This window comes from Cupriavidus sp. IDO (genome assembly GCF_000812465.1).
In the GTDB taxonomy this organism is placed as follows: Bacteria; Pseudomonadota; Gammaproteobacteria; order Burkholderiales; family Burkholderiaceae; genus Cupriavidus.
Genome location: NZ_JWMA01000051.1, coordinates 1 through 26,804, shown reverse-complemented (window position 1 = coordinate 26,804; position 26,804 = coordinate 1). Strand labels below are relative to the sequence as shown.

General features: G+C 62.4%; 25 protein-coding genes. 12 read left to right on the top strand and 13 right to left on the bottom strand.

Annotation, left to right across the window (positions count from 1 at the left end; all coding sequences use genetic code 11):
* Window positions 1-234 precede the first annotated feature (234 nt).
* The 4 genes from RM96_RS39375 to RM96_RS16895 all read left to right on the top strand — a co-directional run bounded on the left by RM96_RS39375 (window position 235) and on the right by RM96_RS16895 (window position 4,953).
* Window positions 235-390: a hypothetical protein gene (locus RM96_RS39375; protein WP_193752470.1), complete on the top strand. Its 156-nt coding sequence runs from the start codon at window positions 235-237 to the stop codon at window positions 388-390.
* Between the two features lie 637 nt (window positions 391-1,027).
* Entirely contained in the window at window positions 1,028-2,581 is a 1,554-nt protein-coding gene (locus RM96_RS16905; RefSeq protein ID WP_152624133.1) for a hypothetical protein, read from the top strand.
* Window positions 2,582-2,759: 178 nt separating this feature from the next.
* Window positions 2,760-4,193, top strand: coding sequence for a sialidase family protein (locus tag RM96_RS16900; protein WP_039012218.1), 1,434 nt, complete (start codon window positions 2,760-2,762; stop codon window positions 4,191-4,193).
* 538 nt (window positions 4,194-4,731) lie between these two features.
* Window positions 4,732-4,953, top strand: coding sequence for a hypothetical protein (locus tag RM96_RS16895; protein ID WP_039012215.1), 222 nt, complete (start codon window positions 4,732-4,734; stop codon window positions 4,951-4,953).
* 273 nt (window positions 4,954-5,226) lie between these two features.
* Here RM96_RS16895 and RM96_RS16890 read toward each other — a convergent pair whose 3' ends face one another.
* From RM96_RS16890 to RM96_RS16870, 5 genes are all read right to left on the bottom strand, one after another.
* The gene (locus RM96_RS16890; RefSeq protein ID WP_238587301.1) at window positions 5,227-6,096 is read right to left on the bottom strand and encodes an SDR family NAD(P)-dependent oxidoreductase; all 870 of its coding nucleotides are present in this window, start codon (window positions 6,094-6,096) and stop codon (window positions 5,227-5,229) included.
* Between the two features lie 403 nt (window positions 6,097-6,499).
* Window positions 6,500-7,486 (bottom strand): hypothetical protein, encoded by a 987-nt coding sequence (locus RM96_RS16885; protein ID WP_039012214.1) that lies wholly within the window; start codon window positions 7,484-7,486, stop codon window positions 6,500-6,502.
* Window positions 7,487-7,653: 167 nt separating this feature from the next.
* Window positions 7,654-8,469, bottom strand: coding sequence for a type 1 glutamine amidotransferase domain-containing protein (locus RM96_RS16880; protein ID WP_039012212.1), 816 nt, complete (start codon window positions 8,467-8,469; stop codon window positions 7,654-7,656).
* Window positions 8,470-8,523: 54 nt separating this feature from the next.
* Window positions 8,524-9,759, bottom strand: a complete 1,236-nt coding sequence (locus tag RM96_RS16875; RefSeq protein ID WP_039012211.1) for an NADH:flavin oxidoreductase/NADH oxidase family protein — start codon at window positions 9,757-9,759, stop codon at window positions 8,524-8,526.
* 313 nt (window positions 9,760-10,072) lie between these two features.
* Entirely contained in the window at window positions 10,073-10,903 is an 831-nt protein-coding gene (locus RM96_RS16870) for an alpha/beta fold hydrolase (protein ID WP_039012210.1), read from the bottom strand.
* A gap of 217 nt (window positions 10,904-11,120) precedes the next feature.
* Between RM96_RS16870 and RM96_RS16865 the strand changes: the two genes are divergently transcribed.
* Window positions 11,121-11,573 (top strand): MerR family transcriptional regulator, encoded by a 453-nt coding sequence (locus RM96_RS16865; protein ID WP_039012209.1) that lies wholly within the window; start codon window positions 11,121-11,123, stop codon window positions 11,571-11,573.
* A 48-nt stretch (window positions 11,574-11,621) separates the two neighbouring features.
* Here the strand turns inward: RM96_RS16865 and RM96_RS38640 are convergent, their stop codons facing one another.
* Complete coding sequence (locus RM96_RS38640) at window positions 11,622-11,825, bottom strand: hypothetical protein (RefSeq protein ID WP_152624132.1); 204 nt, start codon at window positions 11,823-11,825, stop codon at window positions 11,622-11,624.
* Window positions 11,826-11,944: 119 nt separating this feature from the next.
* On the opposite strand from RM96_RS38640, the gene RM96_RS16860 reads away from it, so the two are divergent.
* The 7 genes from RM96_RS16860 to RM96_RS16830 all read left to right on the top strand — a co-directional run bounded on the left by RM96_RS16860 (window position 11,945) and on the right by RM96_RS16830 (window position 19,210).
* The gene (locus RM96_RS16860) at window positions 11,945-13,189 is read left to right on the top strand and encodes a saccharopine dehydrogenase family protein (protein ID WP_039012207.1); all 1,245 of its coding nucleotides are present in this window, start codon (window positions 11,945-11,947) and stop codon (window positions 13,187-13,189) included.
* A gap of 83 nt (window positions 13,190-13,272) precedes the next feature.
* On the top strand, window positions 13,273-14,340 hold the full coding sequence (locus RM96_RS16855; RefSeq protein WP_039012206.1) for a phosphotransferase family protein: 1,068 nt from the start codon (window positions 13,273-13,275) through the stop codon (window positions 14,338-14,340).
* Between the two features lie 2 nt (window positions 14,341-14,342).
* Complete coding sequence (locus tag RM96_RS36555; protein ID WP_039012204.1) at window positions 14,343-15,038, top strand: histidine phosphatase family protein; 696 nt, start codon at window positions 14,343-14,345, stop codon at window positions 15,036-15,038.
* Between the two features lie 24 nt (window positions 15,039-15,062).
* Complete coding sequence (locus tag RM96_RS16845) at window positions 15,063-15,815, top strand: SDR family oxidoreductase (protein ID WP_039012220.1); 753 nt, start codon at window positions 15,063-15,065, stop codon at window positions 15,813-15,815.
* A 58-nt stretch (window positions 15,816-15,873) separates the two neighbouring features.
* Window positions 15,874-16,356: a MerR family transcriptional regulator gene (locus RM96_RS16840; RefSeq protein WP_039012203.1), complete on the top strand. Its 483-nt coding sequence runs from the start codon at window positions 15,874-15,876 to the stop codon at window positions 16,354-16,356.
* Window positions 16,357-16,448: 92 nt separating this feature from the next.
* On the top strand, window positions 16,449-16,916 hold the full coding sequence (locus tag RM96_RS16835; RefSeq protein WP_039012202.1) for a (2Fe-2S)-binding protein: 468 nt from the start codon (window positions 16,449-16,451) through the stop codon (window positions 16,914-16,916).
* Window positions 16,913-19,210 (top strand): xanthine dehydrogenase family protein molybdopterin-binding subunit, encoded by a 2,298-nt coding sequence (locus RM96_RS16830; protein WP_039012201.1) that lies wholly within the window; start codon window positions 16,913-16,915, stop codon window positions 19,208-19,210. Before RM96_RS16835 ends, RM96_RS16830 begins: the two co-directional genes overlap by 4 nt.
* 734 nt (window positions 19,211-19,944) lie before the next feature.
* Here RM96_RS16830 and RM96_RS16825 read toward each other — a convergent pair.
* The 7 genes from RM96_RS16825 to RM96_RS16795 form a co-directional block, all read right to left on the bottom strand.
* Window positions 19,945-22,125 (bottom strand): phosphocholine-specific phospholipase C, encoded by a 2,181-nt coding sequence (locus RM96_RS16825; protein WP_039012200.1) that lies wholly within the window; start codon window positions 22,123-22,125, stop codon window positions 19,945-19,947.
* Window positions 22,126-22,172: 47 nt separating this feature from the next.
* Window positions 22,173-22,361, bottom strand: a complete 189-nt coding sequence (locus RM96_RS16820) for a hypothetical protein (RefSeq protein WP_039012198.1) — start codon at window positions 22,359-22,361, stop codon at window positions 22,173-22,175.
* 228 nt (window positions 22,362-22,589) lie between these two features.
* Window positions 22,590-23,423 carry a MurR/RpiR family transcriptional regulator gene (locus RM96_RS16815; RefSeq protein ID WP_039012195.1) on the bottom strand — a complete coding sequence of 278 codons (834 nt, stop codon included), beginning with the start codon at window positions 23,421-23,423 and terminating at the stop codon, window positions 22,590-22,592.
* A 725-nt stretch (window positions 23,424-24,148) separates the two neighbouring features.
* Window positions 24,149-25,126: a Bug family tripartite tricarboxylate transporter substrate binding protein gene (locus tag RM96_RS16810; RefSeq protein WP_039012194.1), complete on the bottom strand. Its 978-nt coding sequence runs from the start codon at window positions 25,124-25,126 to the stop codon at window positions 24,149-24,151.
* Window positions 25,127-25,249: 123 nt separating this feature from the next.
* Window positions 25,250-25,948: a DsbA family oxidoreductase gene (locus RM96_RS16805; protein ID WP_039012193.1), complete on the bottom strand. Its 699-nt coding sequence runs from the start codon at window positions 25,946-25,948 to the stop codon at window positions 25,250-25,252.
* Window positions 25,949-26,009: 61 nt separating this feature from the next.
* On the bottom strand, window positions 26,010-26,216 hold the full coding sequence (locus RM96_RS16800; RefSeq protein ID WP_039012192.1) for a DUF1289 domain-containing protein: 207 nt from the start codon (window positions 26,214-26,216) through the stop codon (window positions 26,010-26,012).
* Between the two features lie 85 nt (window positions 26,217-26,301).
* On the bottom strand, window positions 26,302-26,804 hold a 503-nt coding region (locus RM96_RS16795), incomplete at its 5' end, for a 3-keto-5-aminohexanoate cleavage protein (RefSeq protein WP_039012191.1).

Sequence of the window (26,804 nt, the reverse complement as noted above, 5' to 3'; positions counted from 1 at the left end):
GCGCATGCAGTATCGCGGCAAGTTCCCATCAGAGTGGCTCCACCACCAAGGATTGCACGCCATCTGCGCATAGTTGTGACCTGAGCATAGGGGTCGCTATGTAAACCTCTGCATAGCGACCCGTTTCTGGCCTTCAGTGAAGGCCGGTGAGCGTCTCAAGCTCGGCCGCTTCAGTCATCGGCAATCTGAGAGCGGCTGTCTCAAACTGGCCGATTGGCCCGCTCGGATTGCTCGTTGCTCGGCGAGTCTTCACGCCCGAGCGATACTACCGGTGCCGGACAGACGTTTGCCAGCCCGAACATCATCACTGCACCGGTGACGCAGATCGACCTCTCTACCCACACCATGCTCAGCAAGGTCGGCGGCATTGCGGGTGCGGCGCAACTCTGACGGTCACGATCGCCGTAGCGGGGCCAGGCCGTGCGCCTGATCCGCCGGGAATGCCGCCCGCCATACCGCCTTTTGTGGGACGCGCCGTTGGCGGGGCATCTCCGACACTAGCCGACCCTTCAAAGGCAGCCCGTGTCAACGCCCGCTTTACCTATCCCTTAACTCAGGATTCAATTTTCTGCAGCACGAGATCATCCACTTGGCTGAGATGCTCCGCCCGGGCGTTGCCTATCCTTCAGGTTAGTCCACAAAGTTTCCGGCACGGCCCGGGAACCGATGGCGGCGGTCACCGATGTGTGTTCTGGTCCGACGGAAGCCTCGCAGCACTATCTCGGTCCAGCCGCGCGCAGTCCGCCGATTGCTGCGCCGTGACCCAATGGCCTTTGGAAATGGGAGGGTGCGATGCCAGACGCCCTGGCCGGAACCATCGATGTCATCATCGACATCAATCATGACAACCACAGGGCCGTTACCCCATGCGTTTGCGGGGATGGATCCCAGCGATCGGGATTGCTATGCCGGAACCGAAGCGCAACTGAAGGCGGCATGGCCGTTTGCTGACTATTTCAAGACAGCACCGAGGTCGACCGACCAGCATGCCTAGTTGCCAGCAGCCTCCACACCTAGCCCAGAACAGATGAAAGCCGACGCCGCCAGTGCGGCACAACCCTGCGCGATGCATATCCTGCAATGGCTTTCTATAACCTTGCTGCTAGGTGGGCTTTGTGCATGCGCGCCGAACAGCGCGTATCGCACCCATCGTGTTGACCTCGACAAGGACGCAAGCTGTCAGCGTGCAAGCGCCAATATGCACGATGACCCGCGGCAAGTGTGCGACAGCGTGACACCGGAAAGTGTGCGAGGGCTCTATGAATTGCATTTCGTCGAGTTCGACGACCAGGGTTGGCTGTTTCCGGATACGCCCGCTTCCGCAGACGCACGGGCGACCAACCCCTCGGGCCAGATCGATAACCTGATGGATCGGCTGACGTCCCTCCTCGTCAAAGGCGAAGACCTGAGCATTGTTGTTTTTGTTCACGGGTGGAAGCACAACGCACAGGCCGCCGACGTTAATGTGCGGGAATTCCGTGCTTTGCTCGAAGCCGCAGGCGCCGAGGAACGTGACCGGGCCGGACCGGGTGGCACACCGAGAAAGGTCGTGGGCGTTTATGTGGCCTGGCGAGGGAAATCGTGGACGGTGCCAGATCCGCTGCTGAGTCTTACTTTCTGGGCGCGCAAGGAGGCCGCGCGACGCGTCTCGATCGGATCGTCGCGCGAGCTGTTCGCACGACTGCGATCCCTCCGCACTCACTACAACGAAGCGCAATCGGCCGGCGCGCTCCAGACAGGCGCCGCTTCCGAAAAAGCGGGCGCGCGTCCGCGCATCCGCACGCTGATGATAGGCCATAGCTTCGGTGGTCTGATCCTTTATGCCGCCATGTCCGGATCGCTGATCGAGTCGCTGGCCGAGCAGCGAGATCTGGCCGGAATGGGCAAGGGAACGGAACTGGCGGAAAGACCGGCGGACATGATCTTGCTGATCAATCCGGCCTTCGAGGCATCGCGCTACGAGGCGCTCTATCGCGTGTCGCTCAGGTATCGGCCGACACGGTTCCAGCCGCCGCTGCTGGTGTCCGTCACGTCGATCAAGGACTGGGCAACTGGAATCGCATTTCCGATTGGCCGGTCGGTCAATACGCTCTTCGAGCGTGAGACCACTGGTGAACAGGGTACGGCCATGAAGAAGACCCCGGGCCACATCGATCACTACCTGACGCACCGACTCTACGCTCACGCGCCCGGCGAGGCGCCGGGCGGGGACAATGCCATGCCCGGCGACGGCGCCCGTTGTGCAGGATGGAGGTCAGAGGCGGAGCTCAAAGATTTGCACGGCGAGGAACTGGGCAAGGCAGTGCGTCAGAACAAGAAACTCGAGGCAGAAGAAGCGGCTGAGTTCTTTCGCCAGAACCTCACGCCAGACTATCTGCTTAAGCCAAACTGGGCACGTACCTTCTGCGGCGGCAGCTTTCTGACGACGGTTGGTAGCGCTGATGGGGTCGCGGCGGCGAATGCACTGATCTGGAACGTCGAGGTGGACGGCGATGTCATCAAGAACCACGACGACGTGATGAATCCTGTGTTCCGAGCGGTCATGCGGCAGCTTTATGGGGACGTCTCCACGCATCCATGATCACCGCCAATCCGCATGCGCCAACCACCAATCTACGGCTGGTCGACGCAAACCGACCCCTTGCCGTCACGGGCGTCAGAAAACCGGTTCTCAATCAGAATTAACAATTCATCAATTCTCCAGCGAGATGTAAATGTCCTAATCTGATCCCAGCCGTCCGTACAGGGAGGAGACCATCATGCATCGCAATAACAGGGTTATCTTGCTCTTGGCCGGGGTGGCACTCTGCTCGGCGTTCGCAGGCCAGGCCGCCACCCTCGTTTCCGGCCCCAGCCCCTTTGCTACCTGCAGCGACATCGGCCCTGCCACCGGAATGAATTTTCTGAATGCCGAGGTGGAACCCTATCTGGCCGTCAACCCCAATGCGCCGACCAACTTCATAGGAGTTTGGCAGCAGGACCGCTGGTCGGATGGCGGCGCGCGGGGCCTGGTTGCCGGGTTCTCGTTCGACAGCGGCAAGACCTGGCAGCAGACCCCGCTGCCCTTCAGCGCATGCGCCAGCGGCCTTGGGTACGAGAGAGCCTCCGACCCCTGGGTGTCGATCGGGCCTGACGGAACCGCCTATGCGGTCTCGATCTCGTTCAATCGCTCCAACAACAGCAATGCGGTCGGGGCTGCAGTATCCCGCGATGGCGGCCAGAGCTGGCAGAACCTGGGCGTCATCATTGCCGACAACGAGCCCACTTCGCAGTTTTTCAATGATAAGGAATCGGTGACGGCCAACCCTGTCACCCCTGGTGTTGCCTACGCGGTATGGGACCGCCTCGAACTGCCGAACGGCAACCCATACGCCAATCTACACACGGCTGCCTACCGTGGACCGGCAATGTTCTCGAAAACCACAGACGGCGGCCGGACCTGGAGCCCTCCGAAGGTGATCGTGAAGACGCCGTCGCGACAGCAAACCATTGGCAACCAGATTGTCGTCAACGCACAGACCGGTAGGCTGTACAACTTCTTTAACCTGATCAGCCCGCCATTCAAAGTCACCGCGTCTAAGGTCGCCTTCATCATGTCGACCGATGACGGCGCCACCTGGACCGAACCAAGGATCATTGCTGATTTGCGCACTGTGGGCGTCACGGATCCCAATACCGGCGCGACGGTGCGAACCGGGGACATCATCCCAGAGCCTGCCATCGACCCTGCTACGGGGCAACTCTACGTGGTATGGCAGGACTCACGCTTCAATGGCGGACACTACGACGAAATCGCTATGTCGACTTCAAGCGATGGCGGCCAGACGTGGAGCGCTCCGATACGCGTTAATACCCCCTCCGGACGTCCTGCTTTCAATCCATCCGTGCGCGTCAATTCCGCAGGAACGGCCGCTGTTACCTATTACGACTTCCGCAACCTGGCCGCCGGCAATACGACCACGCTGCCCACCGATTACTGGCTTACCACGTCAGGCAACGGCGGCGCATCCTTTGGCGGCGAGGTGCACTTGTCCGGTTCCTTCGATATGAAGACTGCCCCGAACGCAGAGGGCTTCTTTGTTGGGGACTATGAAGGGCTGCCGGCCAGGGGAACCGCCTTCGTGCCCTTCTTTGTGCAGACGAATTCCGGGAATACAGCGAATCCGACGGATGTGTTCGTTGTGGCACCGTGAATTGCCTGGCCTGTCCCGCGACATGTCCGTAGATGGTCGACATTGGCTGTGATCTGGGGGCGACCGGCCGTACCCGACCCTGAGCGATCAGTCAGGCTGAGGGAAAGCGGACGTTTGAACGTTCAATATGAACGGCGCGGCAGGCGAAGCCTACTGCGGCACGTCCGCTCGAGGGAGGCGTCAGACTTCACCGGAGGCCTCCGTTGGAGACGTCGTCTCATGTTCAGGCTCTTCCGGCAGCACTAGACAGTCTTTGAGAATCTTCGCCTTAGTCAGTTCGTTCGGTGAGCCAAATCGATGTTGGAGTGCAGTGGTCGCTGACCGCCCCCATTTCGGTCGTCCGTGGCTTCCGAAAGCTGTCCCTGAAGTTCAAGAAAGCGGTCCCCTCGGCTTCCGACTGAAGGCGGCCGCCGAGGTGCGCAGCCGCCAGCATGCTTTCGTTGATTTTTACCCGTCAGCAGTGTCGGCTTGCGCACAGACCGCCTGCAGCACGCGCCGCAAACTACGTCGAATCTGTCCAACCCGCCAGGAGGCACAGATGAAACAGGTATCACTGACCGTTCCAGAAATTGGATTGATTGCCGGAACACGGGCGGCAGGCGCTGCGGGCCTCGCACTGTTGCTCAGCGACCGAATGAATCCGGAACAACGCCGCGCCATCGGCTGGACGCTGCTCGCTGTAGGGATCGTCACCACAGTGCCGTTGGTCGCGCAAGTGTTTGGGAAACTTCAGCCATACAAAAGCCCCGACGAGAAGTGAAGTAATGGTGCGAGGGCCAGAGCCCAAAATTGACGGGCTTGACGACCGACCGGTGCTGGCCGGTCCCCGTCGGATGCACGCTGGGAACCTGCGAGTTCGTTGCCCGGCACCTGGATTACACGTTACCTCATGTCAATGCTTGCACTGTGACGTCATTGCGCTCGAATCGAATGACTGCTTGTTGGCCCGAAGAGTCATTTGGATGTCGACGCTGCAGTGTTCGCGAACAGCTAATACTGGCCGGGAAGGGGCGTTGCTTCGCTGGTGTAGCACTCAATAGGCTCTTGTGAATCCGCCATCATGCAGCAGGTTCACGCCGGTCATGTGGTCGGAGAACGGGGATAACAGGACTTCAACCGCCAGAGCCACCTCTTCCGGGCTTCCGTACTTCCGCAAGGGAATGTTCGAAGTTTCCGCGGCCAACCGCTCATCGAACGTCATGCCAGCCCTGGTGGCACGCTGGCCGATCGATGCCACATAGTCGGGGGTCAGCGTGCCGCCGAGGGAGAGTGTATTGACGTGAATCCCTCTTTCGCCCATCGCGAAAGCAAGCGTCTTGGCCTGAGCCAGCCATGCACAACGCAGGACGTTGCTGGTGGCGTAGTTTCCAAGGGCTTGCACTGAGGTGATGGCGGAAATGATGACAACTTTCGACCGGTGTCCCTGGGAGGGTTCCGGCTTCATGATCGAGATCGCGCTCTTAAGGAGTTCAAGGGGGCCGATAAAGTTGCTCTGAAACAACTGGCGCCACGTGTCCGCTGGAGGCTGGCATTCGTCGGTGGGCCGCATCTGGGGTGGCATGAGTACGACGCCGTTGAGGACTGTTCCTTTCGCCGCAAGCTCTTGGGAAAACTTTGCGACAGAGGCATCGCTGGACATGTCGACGGAGATCCAGCTAAATGACTGGCCGCCAAGCCTCTGGAGCCTCGCGCAGGCGGCTTGCAGCTTCCCAATGTCGCGCGCGGCGAGAATCAGCGAATAACCTGCGTGCGCCAGCCGTGCGCAGACCGCGCTCCCGATGCCGCCGGTAGCCCCCGTGACCAGGACTACTTTGCTTGTCTCGGACATGTCGCCCTCCCTCGGTAGGCTGGTGACATCCAGCCATGCCGACAGCAGCACGCCGGACAGGGCGATGGGTAGCATTCCAAGCCCTGAGGGCACGCCCCAATCTGCGTCAGTTAGTTATAGTGCACGAGAGGTGTCACTGCGCGGCAGAACTGACGGCTGGTTCGGCATCCGCCGAGTGAGGGGAGACGCCGGCCGGCTCTTCCCGACCCTCGGTCATCCGAAGTCCGCGATGATCTGGCGGCTTCTTGGCATAGAACGGCCATTGGAGACTCGCTGACGATGCTCGTCAAAGTCCATCAGGACGCGTTGAACATCCCGATCTAGCCGTCCATGCGAGCTTCGCTGGCTCGTCTGCAAGTGCCACGCGCCAAGTCGGGAAAATCTGTGGGGGACTGCCTCGGATGACAAGGATAAAAGGCGGTAGCCCCCAGACATGGCTGTGTGAGGCTACCGGCGTCGACACGACGACAAGAAAGGATCACAGCGGCTTGGGGGAGTAGAGCGCGCTCTGGAATTCGGGCACGTACTCGTACTTGACCATCTTGCCAAGGTTCAGGGACTTGATGAACGTTGATAGACTTCCTTCAGTCAGACTGAGGCTCACCGCCTCCGCACTTGTGCTGGAGGCATGACTGAGCTGACGGGAAGTTGCGTAGCCCGTGGTCAATTGCCCTTGCTGATCGACATTGGTAAAGCTATTGGTCACCATGGAGATCTTGCTCGAAAGGTTGGCCAGCTTCCTGGTTTCCAGGGTGACATCGACTTTGCCCGTCTGGCTGTCAAAGATCTCGACGACAACCGACTTGTCGGTCTCGCGGTAGTTGATGCCCGTCAGCCATTTCGGCAGGTTGTAGCCAACCACACCCCGCACCCTGGCGAGCTCGGTATTGACCGGAAGCTTCAGTACGTAGCCCCAGAAGTCGTTCGACATCGCCTGACTCATCAAGGTGAGCGGTCCAAAACTGGAGCTGCCCGGCCGATTCGTAATGACGGAGAGACCAATCTCGTTGTAGCTGTCGTTGTCGCAATAGTCATAGGCGTAGGCGGTGAGCGCGACAAGGCCGCTGCCCGGCCAGACCTGGAGCGGTTGAACCTTCTCCAGGACTTGGGCAGGCATCAATTCCCGAAGCTTGTTCAAGTCGGCGGTGAAGATGACCGTCACCCTGCTGTTCTTGTAGTAGAAGTTTGGCGAATAGGATTCAAAGCCAATATTCACTTTCTCCTTCTTGAGTTCCTTGAACCAACTCAAGTCAACGTCTGGCGCTTCGGACGCAATGACGGAAAGCGGAGGATTGGAGCGATAGCGGTCATACAGCCCGCCTTTGACCACAGGGACCTCATGGCCGGCGATGCTGATTGTTGTGCTTTCGGTTTGCCTGGTTTCCGATGTGCCATCGGCCCATGCAGGATTCAAGAGGACGCTCATGATTACCCCTGCTGCAGCAGCAAGATTGCTGATTTTCATTTTGACGATACTTTGGGTGCTTAAGTTGAGAAAGGTCTGGTTCGGGAGTGATTGATGCCGTGAAGCATCCTAAGCTCCAACGTAACTTGAAGGTCAAGCGCCTGGCCTGCATTTCTGGCCTCACGTGGCGGCGGCGCGCCGGGATGAATACGTGCCGAAGGCAGGACCTACCTGGCTGCTGACTCGGCCTTCGGCTGCAGTAGCGACAGCACCTGCCTTGCTACAGCTTCGCTCGACTGAGGGTTCTGCCCCGTGACAAGACGTCCATCGGTGACGACATAGGAGGTGAAGGGCAGGAGCGCCTTCTCGTACTTCGCACCAGCGTCCACCATGGCGTCCTGCAGATAGAACGGGACTTGATCCCAGGTGCCCGACAAGCGCTCCTCGAAATCGGAGAAGCCCGTGACGCGTCGACCGCTGACGAGCGGCTTGCCATCCGCTCGCTGAAGTTGAATCAGTGCTGCGTTGCCGTGGCAGACCGCTGACACGATGCCTCCCTGCTGGTAGATTGCCTCGGCCACGGGCTTGAGGTCCGGGGCGTCACGGAAATCCCACATCGTTCCATGGCCGCCGGTGAAGTAAATGGCGCTGTAGGCCCTCGGGTCAACGTCAGTGGCCGGCTTCGTGTGTTTGAGTCGATCCATGAAGGCCGGGTCGCGCAGGTGGGAGCGGGCGGCATCATCAAGATAGAGGCTCCCCAGGCTTCGCTCATCAAGCGGACTATTGCCACCCTTCGGGCTGACGATGTCCATGGCGACCCCGGCTACCTCGAGTACGTCCCAGAAATGCGTCAATTCCGTCAGCCACAGCCCGGTCTTGTCCTGGCGACTCAGGTAGTCCGCGTGATTAGTGACGACAACCAGCACGCGCGCACCTTGCGCGGCAACTTCCTGTGGACCAGGGGCCTGTGCTTGCCCCAGCAGGGGAAGCATAAGCACGGATGTCATCACGAGGGCGAGCAAGTTCTTCAGCAGTGCGTTCATGGATGCATGGGGTCCGAATGGTCTCGATATCAGCTTGCAGCGTTGTCTGGCCGGTCAGGCATGGACGCGCTGAGCCACCCAGCGCCGGTATTGGCGGACGCGGCATGCGTTGGAAACCTGCTGCAGGATCAGCGCGCGCAGCGGTGACACCCTGGGATCCGTGGCCTTGCCTCGGCTGAGCTTGCGCAGTTGAAACTTGACTGCCGCCATGTTGGCCAATGAGGCCAGCGGCTTGTTCTTCCAGCTGATCGGCAGCAACGCGGGCGCACTGTCTTTGCCAGCACGCCAGTCGCGCGGCAGATTGGGGTCGATGGCCAGGGCAGTACCGATGCCAACCATGTCCACGCCGCTCCTGACCACTTGCTCGGCCACCGGCCGACGGCGGATGCCGCCTGTGACCATCACAGGCATCTTCGCCACCGCGCGGATGTCGCGGGCGAACTCGACAAAGTAGGCCTCGCGGGCGAGCGTGCTGCCGTCGCGGGCTTCACCCTGCATGGCCGGAGCCTCATAGCTGCCTCCCGACAACTCGACCAGGTCGACGGCAAGCTCGTTGAGCATCTTCACAACCTGGCGGGCGTCATCCGCGCTGAAGCCGCCACGCTGGAAGTCGGCAGAGTTCAGCTTGACGGCAACTGCGAATCCGGGCGAAACCACGGCGCGTACGGCCTTGACGATCTCAAAGAGCAGGCGAGCGCGGTTCTCCAGCGGGCCACCCCATGCATCTGTTCTTTGGTTGCTCAACGGCGAGAGGAATTGGCTCAGCAGGTAGCCGTGCGCCGCGTGAATTTCGACGCCCGTGAAACCTGCCTGTTCCCCCAGTTGCGCCGTACGGGCAAAGCGCTCGATCACGTCCTCGATGACCTCCTGCGTCATCGCCTGCGGCGTGTTGAAGTGCCTGGACATATTGCCCAGGTTCATTGACACAGCGGAGGGAGCCCAGGTGGGCTGCCCCAGATTGGCAGGCATCTGGCGGCCGGGATGGTTGATCTGCAGCCAGAACTGCGCCCCCTTGGATCGGCCGACCCGTGCCCAGCGCCTGAACCGGTCCAGGTGCCTGGCGTCTTCCAGCACGACGCCGCCGGGCCCCGTCATGGCACGGCTGTCCACCATCACATTGCCGGTCATCAGCAGGCCGGCCCCCCCTTCTGCCCAGGCCTTGTACAGCCGCATCAGCGCTTCGGAGGGCGCGTGGTCAGTGTCCGCCATGTTCTCTTCCATGGCGGCTTTGGCGATGCGGTTCGGAACGGTTGAACCGTTACGAAGGATCAACTTGTCGAACACGTTCATGGGGTCACCTCGTTTTGATCGTGGTTCGACTTTAAGGTTAAAGTCAACTTTAATGTCAATACCTTTTTTGAGGTGATGTATGAGCGTCGCGGGGGCATGGCTGCGAGGACTGGACGCCGAGCCGCGGACGTGCGGCTACTTCAGGCTGAGGCTCCCGCTTCGCAATGACGGGTACCCACCAAATGAAAAAGCCCGCCACAAAACTCGTGGCGAGCAGAACCGCTCCACTGCAACGCGGTCGAGCGTCCTGAAATGCTTCGCGAAGGGGGAGCAGCCAGGTGCCAGAAGGCTATGCTTCTGGCACCCGTGGCTGTCAGCTGCGCACGAACGCGAGCAGATCGGCGTTTATGGATTCGGCGTTGGAAGTGGGCATTCCGTGCGGGAAACCCGGATATGTCTTCAGGGTGCCGTTCCTGAGCAGCTTCGCCGACAGCGGGCCCGAGTCTGCATAAGGGACGATCTGATCGTCGTCGCCATGCATCACCAGAACGGGAATCGTGGCGCTCTTCAGGTCTTCGGTGAAGTCGGTCTGCGAGAAGGCAACGATGCCGTCATAGTGGGCCTTGGCGCTACCCATCATGCCCTGCCGCCACCAATTCCAGATGACGCCTTCCGACGGCTTTGCGTTCGGGCGGTTATAGCCGTAGAAGGGGCCCGCGGGAATCTCGTAATAGAATTGCGCACGGTTTGCCGCGAGCTGGGCCTGGAGGTTGTCGAACACCTCCTTGGGCAGGCCGCCTGGGTTCTTCTCGGTCTTCACCATGATCGGCGGGACGGCGCTAATGAGTACTGCCTTGGAGACGCGGTCCTCCCCATGGCGGGCGACGTAGTGGATGACCTCGCCGCCGCCCGTGGAATGGCCGATATGGACAGCCTTCTGCACGCCGAGGTGGTTCACGACTGCTGCCACATCATCCGCATAATGGTCCATGTCATGGCCGTCCCAGACCTGACTGGATCGCCCATGACCGCGGCGATCATGCGCGACGACCCGATAGCCTTGCGCCAGAAAGAAGAGCATCTGGGCATCCCAGTCGTCAGCGCTGAGCGGCCAACCGTGATGAAAAAAAATCACCTGTGCGTCACGTGGCCCCCAGTCTTTGTAGAAGATCTCAACGCCATCCTTTGTTGTCACGTATCCCATTTTCGCTTCTCCTGTGTAGTGCATAAGCCTTCAATCGGCGATGTGCGCGCTGATATTTGCTGCGCGGAGGTCGAGTCCTGCTCCTTTCCAGATAGGTAGATGAGGGGAGGGAATGTGGCCGGGGACACCGCGCTAGCCAGGTCGCCCTGCCTTGCCGGGCCAAGATTCACTGTAGGATTAAAGTGAACCTTAATGTCAATGCTTTCTTAGGTGCCGTATGAGAATTGGAGAACTGGCAAAGCTCAGCGGTCTGACGGCCTCCCGCATTCGCTTTTACGAGGCAGCCGGATTGATCCTGGCGGTCGAGCGCCAGGCGAATGGCTATCGCGACTACCCGCCGGAGGCGGTATGGATTCTGGAAATCATCGCCAGCGCGCAGAGTGCGGGGTTCTCGCTCGATCAGATCCGGCATCTGCTACCGCTCGGTTCGGGGAACTGGCAGCACGATGAGCTACTGGATGCCCTCAAGCGGAAAGTCGCCGAAATCGAGGACATGCAAAAACGCCTCAAACAAAACAAGACCCATCTGCTCGCCGCCATCAGGAACATCGAAAACCGGCCTGCGGATATGCCCTGCTCTGACAGGACGAAGTGGGTGCTGGACCGCCTCCGCGAAGAAGGGGCCGTCGTGCCAGCCCGGGGTAAGACCCGTCGCCCCGCAGCGAGCTGATCCCGGAACGTGCTGGAAAGCGCCAGGAACTGCTGGCGCACGTGTCTCTCACTGTGTCGGAACGTCTACTTTGGTTCCGATCCCTTCAATATCGGCGTTGGGATCCACAAGGTGATCGGAATGAGTCCAACCTGAACTATCCGCGTCTGGATGCTTGACCTTCAAGTTGAGTTTAACCTTAAAGTGCTGGCTGCCGGCTGTTAATCGGCTTGCCTCGGGCACTGCCTCAGGCACCGCATAAGGGTCAATCATCGAGGAAGCTCAATGAATATGGATAGGCGGTTTGCACAAATCGAATTCGGACCGCTGGAAGGTGAGCCGGAAGGCTTGAATTCCAGCCCCTCGGCTAACAGCGCCGCAAGGAAACGTCCATGACCGCCCCAGGCTATGACGTCGTCGTCTTTGGCGCCACCAGCTTTGTTGGTCAGATCCTGACGCGGTACTTGGCCGAATACCTCTCGGGTCAGGCCGAAACCTTGCGCTGGGCCATTGCGGGCCGATCCGAAGCAAAGCTCGAGGACGTCAGGCGCTCGCTGGGTGCGGCGGGGCAATCCCTGCCCATCATCGTGGCGGACGCTGCTAACGAAGCCCAGTTGCGATCCCTGTGCGCGCAGACCCGGGTGGTGGTGTCCACCGTCGGCCCCTACGCGCTGTATGGCGAACCGCTGATCAGGGTGTGCGCTGAAAGTGGCACGGACTACTGCGACCTCACCGGCGAGACCCAGTGGATCAAGCGGATGATCGAGAAATATGAGGCCACGGCCCGGCAATCGGGGGCGCGCATTGTGCATTGCTGCGGCTTCGATTCGGTGCCCTCCGACATGGGCGTCTATTTCCTGCAGCGACAGGCGATGCAGCATTTTGGTGCCCCGGCCGCCCATGTCAAGATGCGCGTCAAGACACTCAAAGGTGGCGCGTCAGGCGGCACGGTGGCCAGCATGATCAACGTGGTCAAGGAAGCCGCTGCCGATCCTTCCTTGCGCAAGGAGCTGGTCAACCCCTATGCACTTTGCCCCAGAGGCCACGGTTTCACGGCACGCCAGCATTATGTTAGAGCCGCCGAATTCGATACTGACTTCGATGCCTGGATAGCCCCCTTCGTCATGGCGGCGATCAATGAGCGCGTGGTTCACCGTTCCAACGCCTTGTCAGGCAAGGCCTATGGCAACCCGTTCACGTATGACGAAGCGATGCTGACGGGGGTGGGTTTCAAAGGCCGCCTGACTGCACTGACGATCGTGGCGGGTCTCGGTGCGTTCATGGTGGGAGCCGTCATCAGTCCCATACGCGGCGTGATGGAGCGCTTCTTGTTGCCCAGGCCCGGTGAAGGGCCCAGCCCTGCGGCACAGTTGGCCGGTCGCTACGATCTGCGCTTCCTGGGTCGAACCGAAGGGGGGCAGACCTTACGTGTGAAAGTCACCGGTGATCGCGATCCGGGCTATGGCTCCACCAGCAAGATACTTGGCCAGGCGGCGGCCAGTCTGGCACTGGACCACGTCAAGAACGGTAGCAAGATCGGGCATGGTGGTGGCTTCTGGACACCGGCGACGATATTCGACGAACGCTTTATCGACCGCCTGGCGCGCCATGCTGGTCTGCGCTTCGAGGTGATATGACGAAACACCTGACAGATGCCCGCTCATTCAGCCAGCAAGCCAGGATGGCGCTGGCCTAACGCTGAAATCGGAGAAGCCAAAGCATGACGGCAATAGATCAAGCGGGAGCGGTTCGTCCGGGGGAAGAGCTCGACATAGCGGCAGTAGATCGATGGCTCAAAGCGCAGGATCGCAGCCTCTTGGGGCAGCCGACTATCACGCAGTATTCCGGTGGTGCTTCCAATTGGACCTACCGGCTGGAATACCGCAACCGCGATCTCATTCTTCGGCGTCCGCCAGCTGGCACCAAGGCGGCCGGTGCGCACGACATGGCTCGCGAGTACTTCATTCAAAAGAATCTGAAGCCGGTATACCCGATGGTGCCCGACACTGTCGCCCTGTGCCAGGACCCTTCAGTGATCGGGTGCGACTTCTATGTCATGGAGCGTATTGCAGGAATCATCCCCCGCGCGAACCTGTCCCGTGATCTCGATTTTACGGCGCCGCGTGTGCGCGAACTATGCCTGAACGTGCTGGACCAGCTCATCGCTCTCCACCAGACGGATTACCAGGCGTCTGGTCTGGATTCGCTGGGCAAGGGAGCAGGCTACTGCAAGCGTCAGGTCGATGGCTGGGACGCACGCTACGAGAAGAGTCTTACCTGGAACGTGCCACGCTTTCGCAGCGTGCGCGCGTGGCTGCGGACAAACACCCCGGAGGACAGCCGAACCTGCATCATCCATAACGACTGGCGCTTCGACAACGTCGTCCTGTCCGCTCGGGAACCCACGCAGGTGATCGGTGTGCTGGACTGGGAGCTTGCCACGCTGGGCGATCCTCTGATGGACCTTGGCACCATGCTGGCCTATTGGGTGCAAGCCGATGACAACTTCATGATGCGAGCGGCGCGACGTCAACCGACGCACTTGCCGGGCATGCTGAGCCGAAGAGAAGTCGTCGACTACTACTTCGGCAAGACTGGCCTCAAGACCGACAACTGGGTCTTCTACGAGGTCTTCGGACTCTTCCGGCTGGCAGTCATCATTCAGCAGATCTACTACCGCTATCACCACAAGCAAACGAAGAATCCGGCATTCGGGCATTTCTGGCTGATGGTATATGCGCTCCATCGACGCTGTCGGCGTCTGATCCGTCGAAGCGGGAGGGCTTGACCATGACTCGCGTCATTCTCGTACGCCATGGTCAGGCCTCATTCGGCGCGACAGACTATGACTGTCTCTCCGACAAGGGGCACGAGCAGGCGGAGCACCTCGGCAAGGTACTGCGCGAGCGCGGCGAAACTATCGATGCCCTCTGGTCCGGAAGGCTTCAGCGTCACCGGCAAACGGCAAAGGGATTGCTCCAGGGCGCCAACTGGGACCTTGAGCAGCACTGTCTCGCAGGTTTTGACAAATTCGACCACCAACAGGTGATTGTCCGCTATGAGCCTCGCTACAACGACCATGAGGTGATGATGAGCGAGCTCGCCGCCGCGGAGAATCCACGCGATGCATTCTTCGGTATGTTCGGTGCGGCACTGGCGCGCTGGTACGGTGGCACTGCGGATGGGGACTATGACGAGCCCTGGCGCCAGTTCCAGGCGCGCTGCAAGGCTGCACTGGAGCAGGTGCTGAAGCTGGCCGGGCCGGATGAGACGCATCTGGTGGTCACATCGGGTGGGGTGATCGCGGTGATTGTCCAGGCCTTGCTTGGCCTTGGCGATGCAGCCGCGATGCAGGTCAATTGGACACTGGCCAATGCCAGCATGACGTCATTGCAGGTGAGCAGCCAGCGTAAGCGCAGGCTCATGACGTTGAACGAGTACTCACACTTTCACGGCGATCGCAGCCATCTGCTGTCCTGGCGCTGAATGATCGGGCAAGACGAGACTGAAATGACAAATCAATCCAGGACCGTCCTGATTACCGGGGCCAGCTCAGGACTAGGCGCTGGAATGGCGCGGCAATTTGCTGCACGCGGCTACAACCTTGCGCTGTGTGCGCGGCGTACCGAGTGTCTGCACGAGCTGAAGGGCGAGCTATGCAGAGCATTCGGCGTGCGAGTCGAGGTCAGTGCCCTTGATGTCAATGATCACGAGAAGGTTTTCGCCACATTTGGCGAGTTTGTGCAGATGTTTGGCCGGCTGGATCGGATCATTGTCAATGCCGGCATTGGCGAAGGACGACGCATTGGTACTGGCCATTTCGTCACCAATCTGCGCACCGCCGAGACCAACTTCATAGCAGCCCTTGCCCAATGCGAAGCGGCTGTGGAGATCTTCCGAAGCCAGAGCGGCGGTCATCTGGTGGTTATCTCGTCCATGAGCGCGAAACGCGGCCTGCCCAGGCACCTGACCACCTATGCAGCAAGCAAGGCAGCAGCGGCCCATCTGGCTGAAGGCATTCGCGCCGAACTACTGAACACACCGATAAAGGTCAGCACCCTGTTCCCCGGTTATATCCGTACGGAACTCAACGCAGCAGCGAAGAAGTTGCCGTTTGAAATTCCGGAGGAGCTCGGCTGCCAATACACGGTCAGGGCTATCGAGCGCGAGCCAGATGAGGCTTGTGTTCCTGGCTGGCCGTGGGCATTTGTGGGCGTGCTGATGCAAGCCCTGCCGCTAGGTTGGGTAGCGCGTTTTAACTGACATATAGAGCCAGAGATTCTTGAGGGCAACTTTAAGCTGGTTGAGGAGTGTGGCGAGCATGATGATCGGGGAACTGGCGGAGCGCACTGGCCTTGGCCCGTCGCGCATCCGCTTCTACGAAGGCATTGGCCTGTTGAAGGTCGAGCGTCAGCGGAACGGCTACCGGACCTATCCACCTCAGGCGGTGCTGGTGCTCGACCTGATCGCGACTGCGCAGCAGGCCGGTTTTAGTCTCGACGAAATCCGCAAGCTGCTACCGCCCGACCTGGCGCAGTGGAAGCATGGCTCGTTGATTGAAACGCTCCGCGGCAAGGTGCAGGACATCGAGGCGCTGGAGGTGCGGCTTGCGCGGAGCAAGGCGCACCTCGTCGCACTTTTGGCGGAGATCGAGGCGAAACCTGAGGAAATTGACTGTGCCACCAATGCGAGCAGGGTGTTGTCGCGGATACGATCAGGGGAATTGGAAAGCCCAGCCCTGGCGACCGGCGATGTCACTACCCTTCGCAAGGCAAGCCGGCGCCGGTCGGCCAGGACTGGCTAACGGACCGTCGATGGTCTGTGCACAGCGCGGCCAAAGCGCCTGGCATGCGCGACAAGCCGGCATGAATTTCGGTAAGGGCAATGAGATAACACATGAATCTGGACGTCAACCACCAGCCGGTCAGCGTTGAATGTGACCCAGCCACCCCCTTGCTGTGGGTGCTGCGGGACCACCTGAACCTGACCGGCACGAAGTTCGGCTGCGGCGTCGCGGCTTGCGGCGCGTGTACCGTGCATCTGGATGGCGCGGCGGTGCGGTCCTGCGTCCTGCCCGTGGCGGCGGTGGCCGGCAAGCGCATCACCACGATCGAAGGGCTGGCCAACGCGCCGGGCAAGCGCCACGCGCTGCAGCAGGCCTGGATTGACGAACAGGTGCCGCAATGCGGCTACTGCCAGTCGGGCATGCTGATGGCGGCGGCGGACCTGCTGGCCCGGCAGCCAGACCCCAGCGACGCCGACATCGACGCGGCCATCACCAACCTGTGCCGCTGCGGCACCTATCCGCGCGTGCGCACCGGCATCAAGCGTGCAGCGAAGGCGCTGCGGGAGGGCCGCGCATGAACGCCGACGCAATGACTCCGCGCCGCGGACGGCGCCGATTCCTGCTGGGCGCGCTCGGCCTTGGCGGCGCGCTGGTGGTAGGCTGGGGCGTGATGCCCCCGCGCAGCCGGCTTGGCGATCCCGCGGCATTTCCTGAGACGTCCGGCCAGATTGCCCTGAACGGCTGGATCAAGATCACGCCGGAAGGCAACGTCATCCTTGCGATGCCGCGGGTGGAGATGGGGCAGGGCATCCACACCGCGCTGTCGATGCTGGCCGCCGAGGAGCTCGATATTCCGCTGGCGCGGGTGAGCATCGAGTCGTCACCCATCGAACGAATCTATGGCAATGTCGTCACCATGGGCGACAGCTCGCTACCGCTGCATCCGGACGATGCCGACAAGACCTGGGCGCGCGCGCTGCACTGGATCATGGCTAAGAGCGCGCGAGAGATCGGCCTCATCATCACCGGAGCCAGCAGCAGCGTGGCCGACGGCTGGCAGCCAGTGCGCGAGGCCGCCGCTACCGCGCGCGCCACGCTGGTGGAAGCTGCTGCGCGCGAATGGGGCGTGCAGGCGGCACAGGTGACGGTGCGGGAAGGCCAGCTCATTGGCCCGGGCGGCAAGCAGATGCCTTTCTCCGCGGTCGCGCGGAAGGCGCGCGACATTGCGCCGCCCTCGAACGTCACGCTCAAACCGGCTGCGCAATATCAACTGATTGGCAAGCCTGCACCGCGCAACGACATCGCCAGCAAGACGGATGGCAGCGCACGCTTTGCCATCGATGCGCGGCCGCCCGGCATGTTGTATGCGGCGGTCGTCATGTGTCCGGTGTTTGGCGGCAAGCTCAAGACCTTCCAGTCGAAGGCGGCGCTTGGCATGCCCGGCGTGCGCCATGTCGTGCCGTTCGAGGGATCGACGGGTGGCGCACCGGGCGTGGCCGTAGTGGCCGACCACTACTGGCAGGCACGCCAGGCCCTGGCGACGCTCGAACCGGTCTGGGACAACGGGCCGCACACCTCGCTCGATTCCGCGGGCATCCGGCAGCAGCTCGTCGGCGCGCTCGACAGCGACAAGGGCGGTTTCACGTACCGCTCGATGGGCGATGGCCTGCAGGCCTTTGACAAGACGGGTGGCGCAACCATCGTCGAGGCCGAATACAGTGTGCCGTACCTGGCGCATGCCGCCATGGAGCCGATCAACTGCACGGCGCAGGTGACCAGGGATGGCGTGCAACTCTGGGCGCCGACTCAGGTGGCCACGCTGGCGCAACTGGTCGCCGCGCGCGCGGCAGGTGTGAGCCGGGACCAGGTGTATATCGACATCCCGCTCATTGGCGGCGGATTCGGACGGCGGCTGGAGTCGGATTTCATCGGCCAGGCCGTGTCGATCGCCACCAAGACCGAGGGCCACCCGGTACAGGTGATCTGGGCGCGCGAAGACGACATCCGCCACGACTTCTATCGCCCGCAGGCCATCGCACGCCTGAAGGCACGCGTCGAGAATGGCAAGGTGATGGCCATCGCCTCACGCAGTGCCGGGCAGTCGATCCTGGCCGGCGAGCTGGAGCGCCAGTTCGGCGCGCCGTCGCCCGGTATCGACCGCTATGCAGCCGAAGGCCTGTTCGACCTGCCGTATGAGATCGAACACGAGCATATTGTGCACGTGGTGGTCGATTTGCCGGTGCCGATCGGATTCTGGCGCAGCGTCGGCCATTCCTACACCGGGTTCTTCCTGGAAGGCTTCCTGAACGACGTGGCGGCCGCTGCCAGGCTCGACCCGCTGGCGATGCGGCGGGACTTGCTCAAGGCGCATCCGCGTGAACTGAAGGTGCTCGACACCGCAGCGCAGGCGGCAGGCTGGACCCGGCCGCTGGCACCCGCCGCGGACGGCGCACCGCGTGCGCGCGGGCTTGCGCTGCACAACTCGTTCGGCTCGGTGGTGGCACAGGTGGCAGAGGTGTCGCTCAAGGATGGCAAGCCGCGTGTGCATCGGGTTGTCTGTGCCGTGGACTGCGGCACGGTGGTCAATCCGGGTATCGTTGCGCAGCAGATGGAAAGCGGGATCATCTTCGGGTTGACTGCGGCGCTGTACGGCAAGGTCCAGATCAAGGACGGGCAGGTCGTGCAGGCCAACTTCCCCGACTATCCGATGCTGAAGATGGCGGAGGCACCGGTGATCGAAACCCACCTCGTGCCCAGCACGGCCGAGCCCAGCGGCGTCGGTGAAATTGCCGTGCCGCCGATCGCGCCGGCCGTGGCACATGCCGTCGCCCAGCTTACCGGCAAGCCGGTGCGGCAACTGCCAATGGTGTAAGTCAGCAGGCTCCCGCCAGAGTCCGCTTACCGACCTGCTTCGGCCGCCCGACGGCGTAAGGGTGGCTGGCCGAAACTGGCCGGCTACGGCCCTTCGATGCCCAGTGCACTGATCTGGATGCGCAAGTTGCCCAGTACGCTGTGAACCGCGTCGGATCGCCGCTCGGGGCACTCTCGAAATCCCTGGTCCCGACCAACTCTGGTAGGAGCCATGTGTTTCACCATTAAGCCTTGGCGCAGGTGTCAGCGGACATCACCTCCAGCGCAACGAAGGGTTGGTCGCCTTCGTCTCCCGACTTGATCACGTCCTTGCTGCGGTGTTCGATGCAAAGACCTGCTATTGGTGGGTCAGGATTCGGTGCAAATCAACAGCGATCCGCTAACGCTGAAGGAAAGCGTCACCTTCGAAGACACCTCGGCTACGAGCACGTTAGCCGGCACGAAGGCAGCGCGCTGCTAACCTTCCTGACCGAACTCGTGCGCTACCGGCGGCGCAAGCTGCAGATCCGCATCGAGATCCGGAGCTTCGAAGCGATATGCCATCACCGCGCCGGCTCCCGGTTCGGCTTTCCGATAATCCGATCTGGGGAGTTGGGATTGGTCTCAGCACGTAAGGCCTGCAATCAACTCCAACAACACAATCGATCTGACCGGAAGCGACGGCCCGTACCGTGCGAAGTGAAACGAAAAACCGCGGTCCGGACGCATTCCGGCCGGACCGCGGCGACCGGACGCTCAACCCAGCCCGGTTGCCATCGCCGGGTCCGTCACGCCATGCTGGCCGGTCTCCAGACGACCTGCGAAGCGCCGTTCGAATCCGCTTTCGGCTTCCGTGACCGTGAAGTCGTACCAGTTGCCGCTCTCCTGCAGCGGCCAGTGATGCTCCACCTCGGCGCCGGCCGTTATATGCAGTTGCCACGGACCGTCGTTGCGGTAAGCGTTGGGCGTCACCACCAGCGTCAGCGGCTTGCCGCCACCGTTGACCGCACCCTTGCCGTCGTTGCGCGCCGACAGGTAAACGCTGCCCTGGTCCAGGTCGTAGCAAACGCGGACCTCGGGCGCATCGGCCATGACGTCCGCGGGCAGCTGGCCCTTGAACATGCGCGCGAAGCCGTTGGGGCCATAGACCGCCAGGTCATAGCGCCCGTTGTCCGTGGTGCGCGCATCCCATTCATCGTCCAGCATCTTGCCGGGCTCGACCGTGTAGCGGCGCGGAATCTGGTCCAGATGGAGCCGGTCATAGACATGGAAGACCGCGCCTTGCTCCCCGGTATTGCTAAAGATCAGCTTCAGCTTGCCGATGGTGGGCTCGGCCAGCGCGCTCGCATGGAGGACATAGGGCAGCGCGCGCGAATACTTGGTGCCAGTCTCCTGGAACAGCGACGCCGGCACGGCCGGTGCCGTCGCCTTGGGTTTCGCCAGCTGCTCCGCGATCACCTGCTGGTAGTTGCTGGTATCCGGGAGCGTCGGGAACACCTGGTCATTCGGTGTCCGGAAATCGAAGACTGAGGTCAGGTCGCCGGCCACCGCGCGGTGCCACGGACTGATCGCGGGCACCGTGATGCCGAAGCGCTGTTCCAGGAAGCGCCCCATCGAGGTGTGGTCGAACACCTGCGAGTTGATCCAGCCGCCGCGTGTCCACGGCGAGATCACATACATCGGCACGCGCGGGCCGAACCCGTACGGTCGCAGGCGGATGGTCTCGCCGCTGGTGGTGGTGCCGTCGAGCGCCGTATTGCCGGCGGTGTCGAAGTATTCGCCGGTGACGTCGACGGTAGACTTGCCGTGCAGGACGCCATTAGCATCGTAGGACGGCACCGCGGCCGGCGGCATATGGTCGAAGAAGCCGTCGTTCTCATCGAAGGTGATGAAGAACACGGTCTTGCTCCAGACCTCCGGGTTGGCGGTCAGCGCCGTCAGCACCGTGTTGATGAAGGCCGCGCCTTCGGCCGCGCTCGACGGGCCGCCCGGATGTTCGGACTGCGCCGGCGTCGGCAGGATCCAGCTCACGGCCGGCAGCGTGCCGTCCCGTACATGCGCGGCCAGCTGTTCGATGGTCCAGCTGCTCATGCCGTTGTCGTAGAGCGGATTGCCCGGCTGCGATTCACGGAAGCTCTTGAAGGCAAGCCCGCCATGCAGCAAGCCGCCCCAGTTGGCATTGGGGTTCTGGTAGATGCGCCAGCTGACGCCCTTTGCCTGCAGCAGTTCCGGCAGCGTGGACCACTGGAAGGCAGAACCATGGTAGGTGTAGCCAGGCGTCGGCAGCTGGCCGCCGACGCTGCAGCGCAGGTTATTCACTTCCGCATCGTCGGCTGTGCAGTTGCGGCCCGCCTCGCGCACCGCAGGGTTGTAGTTGGAACCCGACATGAAGGTGATGCGGTTCGGGTCGGTGCCGCCGGCGTGGCTGCAATGGTAGGCATCGCAAAGCGTGAAGGCCTCGGCCAGCGCGTACTGGAACGGAATGTCTTCACGCCGGTAGTAGCCCATCGACTGGTCGTTCTTGTACTTGGCCCAGAAGCCGAAGCGGCCCTGGCTCCACGCATTCTGCGCATCCATGAAGCTGTGCGGCGTGCCGGAGACGCGCAACGCATTGACGGTCGCGCTGTCGAGGTGGAACGGCGTGATCTCGCGCGTGCCGTTCGACTCGAACCACACCGGCTTGCCTGACGGCACCGGCACGGGGAAGCGGTCGCCAAAACCGCGCACGCCGCGCATGGCGCCGAAGTAATGGTCCAGGGCGCGGTTTTCCTGCATCAGGATCACCACGTGCTGCACATCCTGGATCGTGCCGGTATTGACGGCAGCGGGAACGGCGAGTGCGCGCGCGATGCTGGGCGGCAGCATCGACAGAACCGAAGCAGCGGCAGCGCTTTTGACGGCGCCGGTGAGGAAGGTGCGTCGATCGATTTTGGTCATGATCGGGGAAGGGTAGGAGCGGACGATGGGGGAGGGGCGCGGGCGTGTCAGGGGGCGCAGTGCATGCCGCTTTTCTTCGACGCTGCCGCGTCGCCGGCTGGTGCCGCCTGCATGGTTGCATTGACGGCCTGGGGAGCGAGGGTGCTGCCATCTTCGCCGCCTCCGCACGCGGTGAGGGACAGAGACAAGAGTGCCGCGAGCAGCGCGGCGCGGCCATACAACAACGGCGTTTTCATGAGGACTCCTTATGTTCGAGGGCCAGGGGGACGGGACTGACGCGACTCGAAGACTAGGTTCCCCATGTGACATCCAAATGAATATTGTTCAATACAATTGTTCATACATTTGAATTATCTTCATTCAATGGACGTGGAACGGCCCCCGCCCCCGTCACTGACGGGAGCAAGGCTGGCCGATAACTGCGGCAGGAAAATGTCAGGATGCCGGCGCGGGCCGGCCGGGGCTCAATACCGTTTGAGCGACAGGACGTCGAACGTACGCCGCAGCGTCTCGACGGAGTGGTCGTAGTCCGTCAGCGCGAGGCAGGCGATCAGCACATCGATGATCGCCAGCTGCGCCAGGCGGCTGGTCATCGCCTCGGTCCGGAAGCGGGTCTCGCGCGCCATCGTGAACAGCACGACGTCGGCGAAGGCCTGGATCGGCGATTTGCCGAAATTGGTGATGCAGATGGTGCTGGCACCGCTCTCCCGCGCCAGTCGCGTGGCCGTCACGGTTTCGTGCGTGCTGCCCGAATGCGAGATGGTCAGCGTGGCAACCTTGGGGCCCGCAAGCGACGCGCTGATGGCCTGGATGTGCGAATCCACGACCGCTTTCACGTTGAGCCCGATCCGCAGCATGCGGTACTGCGCATCTTCCGCGATCGGCGCCGCGCTGCCGATGCCGTAGATTTCGATGCGTTCGGCCGCCCTGAGCAATGCAACCGCGCGCTCGATCGCGGCCACGTCGAGCACGGCACTGGTGTCATGCAGCGTCTGGACATTGCTCTGGAAGATCTTGCGCATGACCGCCGGGCAGGTGTCCCCGGGCTCGAGGTCTTCGTGGATGATCTGGACCCCCTGCACCAGTTCCTGCGCCAGCAGGATCTTGAGCTGCTGGAAGCCCGTCGCGCCCAGGCTCTTGCAGAAGCCGACCACGCTGCCCTCGCTCGCATTGGTGCGCTCGGCCACTTCGCTCACCGACATATGAATCACGGTCTGCGGACACCGGATCACGAAATCGGCAATGCGCTGCCCAGCCGGCCCCAGCGAGTCCCGCATGCTGTGAATGCGCGCGAGCATCGCGGATGTGGTGGCCGACGGCGGCGCTGGCTCCGCGGCCTCCGCGATCTCCGTTCTGGCAGATGACGCCTGCGACGACGATTTCCGCGCCCGAGTCCGCGCCGGGCCCGCGCCCCAGCGGCCCTTTACCATGTGCTCCGCCCGCTAAAGGGCTGAAAGTACGGCGCAAAGCCAGGGTGGCAAGATGGAATCGGCATCAATCGACCTGCAAAGTGTATGGTGAGTTCAGTGTTCCGGATGAGACCGGTGAGGCACGACGATGATAACCGTTTGCGTTGACGGTACCGCTTTCCGTTGCCCCTGCCACGGAACTGGTCGCGAGCGCCCGGCCTCTGGGAGGTTGCATCGCCCGGTTGAAGCCTCAACCCTTCAGTGATCATTCGGAGGACTGAGGCCAGATGACGGCTTCTCGGCCAACCCGGTCGTCCGACGCAACGCCGTCCGACGACTCGAACTGGCCGTACTCGGCCTTTACTCCTCCCGTGCTAACCCGTCAGGACGCGACAATCCTTGTCGCGATTGTTCCAATGCGACGATTACGACGGATGGGAGGGTGCTGGGGACGGCTATCGCCCGAGTCATAGTTGGGAGCAGACCCGCAATGGGCAGAGATGGTGCGTGGTGCGGTTGGCGCCAAAAGCCCGACATGGAAGGGAAAGGCAAGCAGAAAACAAATCGCCTCCCGAAGGAGGCGAGCAGCACTGGCTACCAGCAGTCGGCCAAGCTCACGGCTGTATATCGAACGCCTTCACAATCCCCGCATTACGCTGAAACTCTTCATTCAACGACTGGCTGAGCTGCGGCAGCGTCTGCGCCGCCATCGGCTCATAGCTCAGCGCCTGCATGCGTTCCTGCACTTTCGGCGTGGCAGCCGCCTTGTAGGTGGCTGCCTGGATCTTCTGCGCCAGTTCGACCGGCACGCGGGCCGAGGCAATCACGCCCACCCAGTTGCTGAACTCTACATCCGGATAACCCAGTTCCGCGAACGTTGGCACTTGCGGCAGCAGCGGCGAGCGGCTCTTCGAGGCGACCGCGTAGGCCTGCAGCTTGCCGGCCTTGATCATCGGCAGCGAGGTCACCATGCCGTCGTACATGAGCGGAATCTGGCCGCCCATCACCTGGGCCAGCGCCGGTCCGGAGCCGGCAAAGGGAATATGCTGCAGGTCCAGGCCGGCCTTCTGGTTCATGATCGCGCCGGCATAGTGGGACGCCGTGCCGGCGCTGTAGGAGGCAAAGCTCAGCTTGCCGGGGTTGGCATGCACGTAGCTGATCAGGCTTTTCAGGTCCTTGGCGGGCAGGGACGGCGAGCCAACTAGCAGCAGGCGCGATCGCGCGACTGCCGCCAGTGGCCGGATGTCCTTCATCGTGTTGTACGGCGTCTTGAGCACGTGCGGCACTTCGGTCAGCACATTGGTGGCCGTCACCATGATGGTCTGGCCATCGGCCGGAGCTGACAGCAAGGCGCTGATGGCAATGCCGCCGCCTGCGCCCGGCTTGTTGTCGACCACGACGGGCTGGCCCAGGTCGGCCGTAAGCTGGTCGGCCAGCAGGCGGGCGATCACGTCCATGGTGCCGCCGGCCGGCGCGGGCACCAGCATGCGGACGGGCTTGTTGGTCCACGCCATCGCGGCCGGCATGGACAGGGCCATGACGGCGGCTACAGCGGCGCTGCGCACGCGAAGGAAGGCGGGGCGGTTTGGCATGTGTGTCTCCGTTGATTATTGGGGGTATTTGAAGCCCGTGCCAGCCTTCTTGTCGGTGCGGTACACGGGATCAAGCGGCAAAACGAGGCGTTGGCGGATGAAACACCGCCTTCGCGGAGGAACTCAGGCGGCAGCCCGGGTAGCGCGCTGCTTCGCGCGCGCCAGCGCGCGGTGCATGGCTTCCAGCAGCGCCTCCGGCGGCCGCGAGCCGGATACGCTGTGCGTGCCGTTGAAGACAAAGTGCGGCACGCCGAGTCCGGGCCGGAAAGGGGGATCCGCGGGGCCATGCAGTGTCGGCAGCCAGTCCAGGTCGTGCTGCCCGCCAGCATCGCCCTGATCGGGTAGCGGGATGCCGCATTCCGCTGCGGCCTCTCGCAGCACGAGCGGATCGCCGATGTTGCCGGCGCGGATGAAGTAGCGCGTGAACAGGTTGTCGATCAACGCCGATGCCGCCTCGGCGCCTGCCTGCTGCCTGGCATGGCGTACCAGGCGATGGGCCAGCAGCGTGTTGGGGAACGTTTCGATGCGATCCAGCGCCAGCGTGAGGCCGGCTCCCTTCGCAGCGGCACAGACCTGCGCCTGCCGCGCCGCCACAGCCTCGGGGCTACCCAGGCGCGCCACATAGAAATCGCGGTAGGGCAGGCCGTTCGGAGGCGTGGCGGGGATGAGCGGGTAGGAGCGCCATTCCACGTGCACGGCAACGTCCGGGCGCTCGCGCCCGAACTCGGCAATGGCAGTTTCCAGGTGCTTCTTTCCGATCAGGCACCAGGGACAGATCAGGTCGAAATAGCCCTCGACCGAGAGCGTGGACGGAAGATTCATGGCAGCAGCTTGATGACGCCAGCCAGCAGGCCCGGTGCGGGCCTCGGCAGGCGGTTCAGGATCAGGGGGCGGGCGCCGGGGCCTGCCCGCTGCGCCAGGGAAGGCGCGCCGGCAGCGACGCCATCACTTCGGCGCGCTGGGCATCGGTCATCCGGTCCCAGCCGCCGATTTCCAGCGGGGTCCTGCCGCAACCCTGGCAGTATTTGCCTGCCTGGTCCATGCGGCAGATGTTGAGGCACGGATTCGCGACGGAAACGGACGGGTTCATGACTTCGATGAGGCTCGGTTGGGCGCGCCGGGTTCGGGCGATGGCCTGGCCACAGGCATTGCGCCGGTGGCCAGGCCGCTGCGCGTCAGGCCGCGCGCAGGGGCAGGTTCTTCTGCCCGGCCTGGCGGTTCGGCGCCATGCCGTGCGCGGCCAGGGTTTCCTCGGCGCTGTCGTACCAGGTGCCGATGCGGTAGATCTCGCGCGCTTCCTTGCCCGAGGCGATCTCGCGGCCCAGTTCCTTGGCCACGCGCACGCACTGCTCGATCTGCTGCACCGAGCTCATGCGGTTGCCGTGCTGGTCGATGATGGTGTCCTCGATGCCGCAGCGCGGGTGCAGGCCCATGGCCATCGCCATCATGTTGAACGGCAGCACGTTCTTCAGCAGCGATTCGGCGGTCAGCGTGCAGCCGTCCGGCGCGCGGTGAACGAAGTTGAAGAAGTTGAACGGGTTGGGGCCGTCAAAGCCGCCGCCGATGCCGATCCAGGTCAAGTTCAGCGGGCCCTTGTAGATACCGGCGCGCACCATGCGATCCAGCGTTTCCATGGCGTGGATGCCGGTCAGCTGGAAGTGCGGCTGGATGCCGGAGG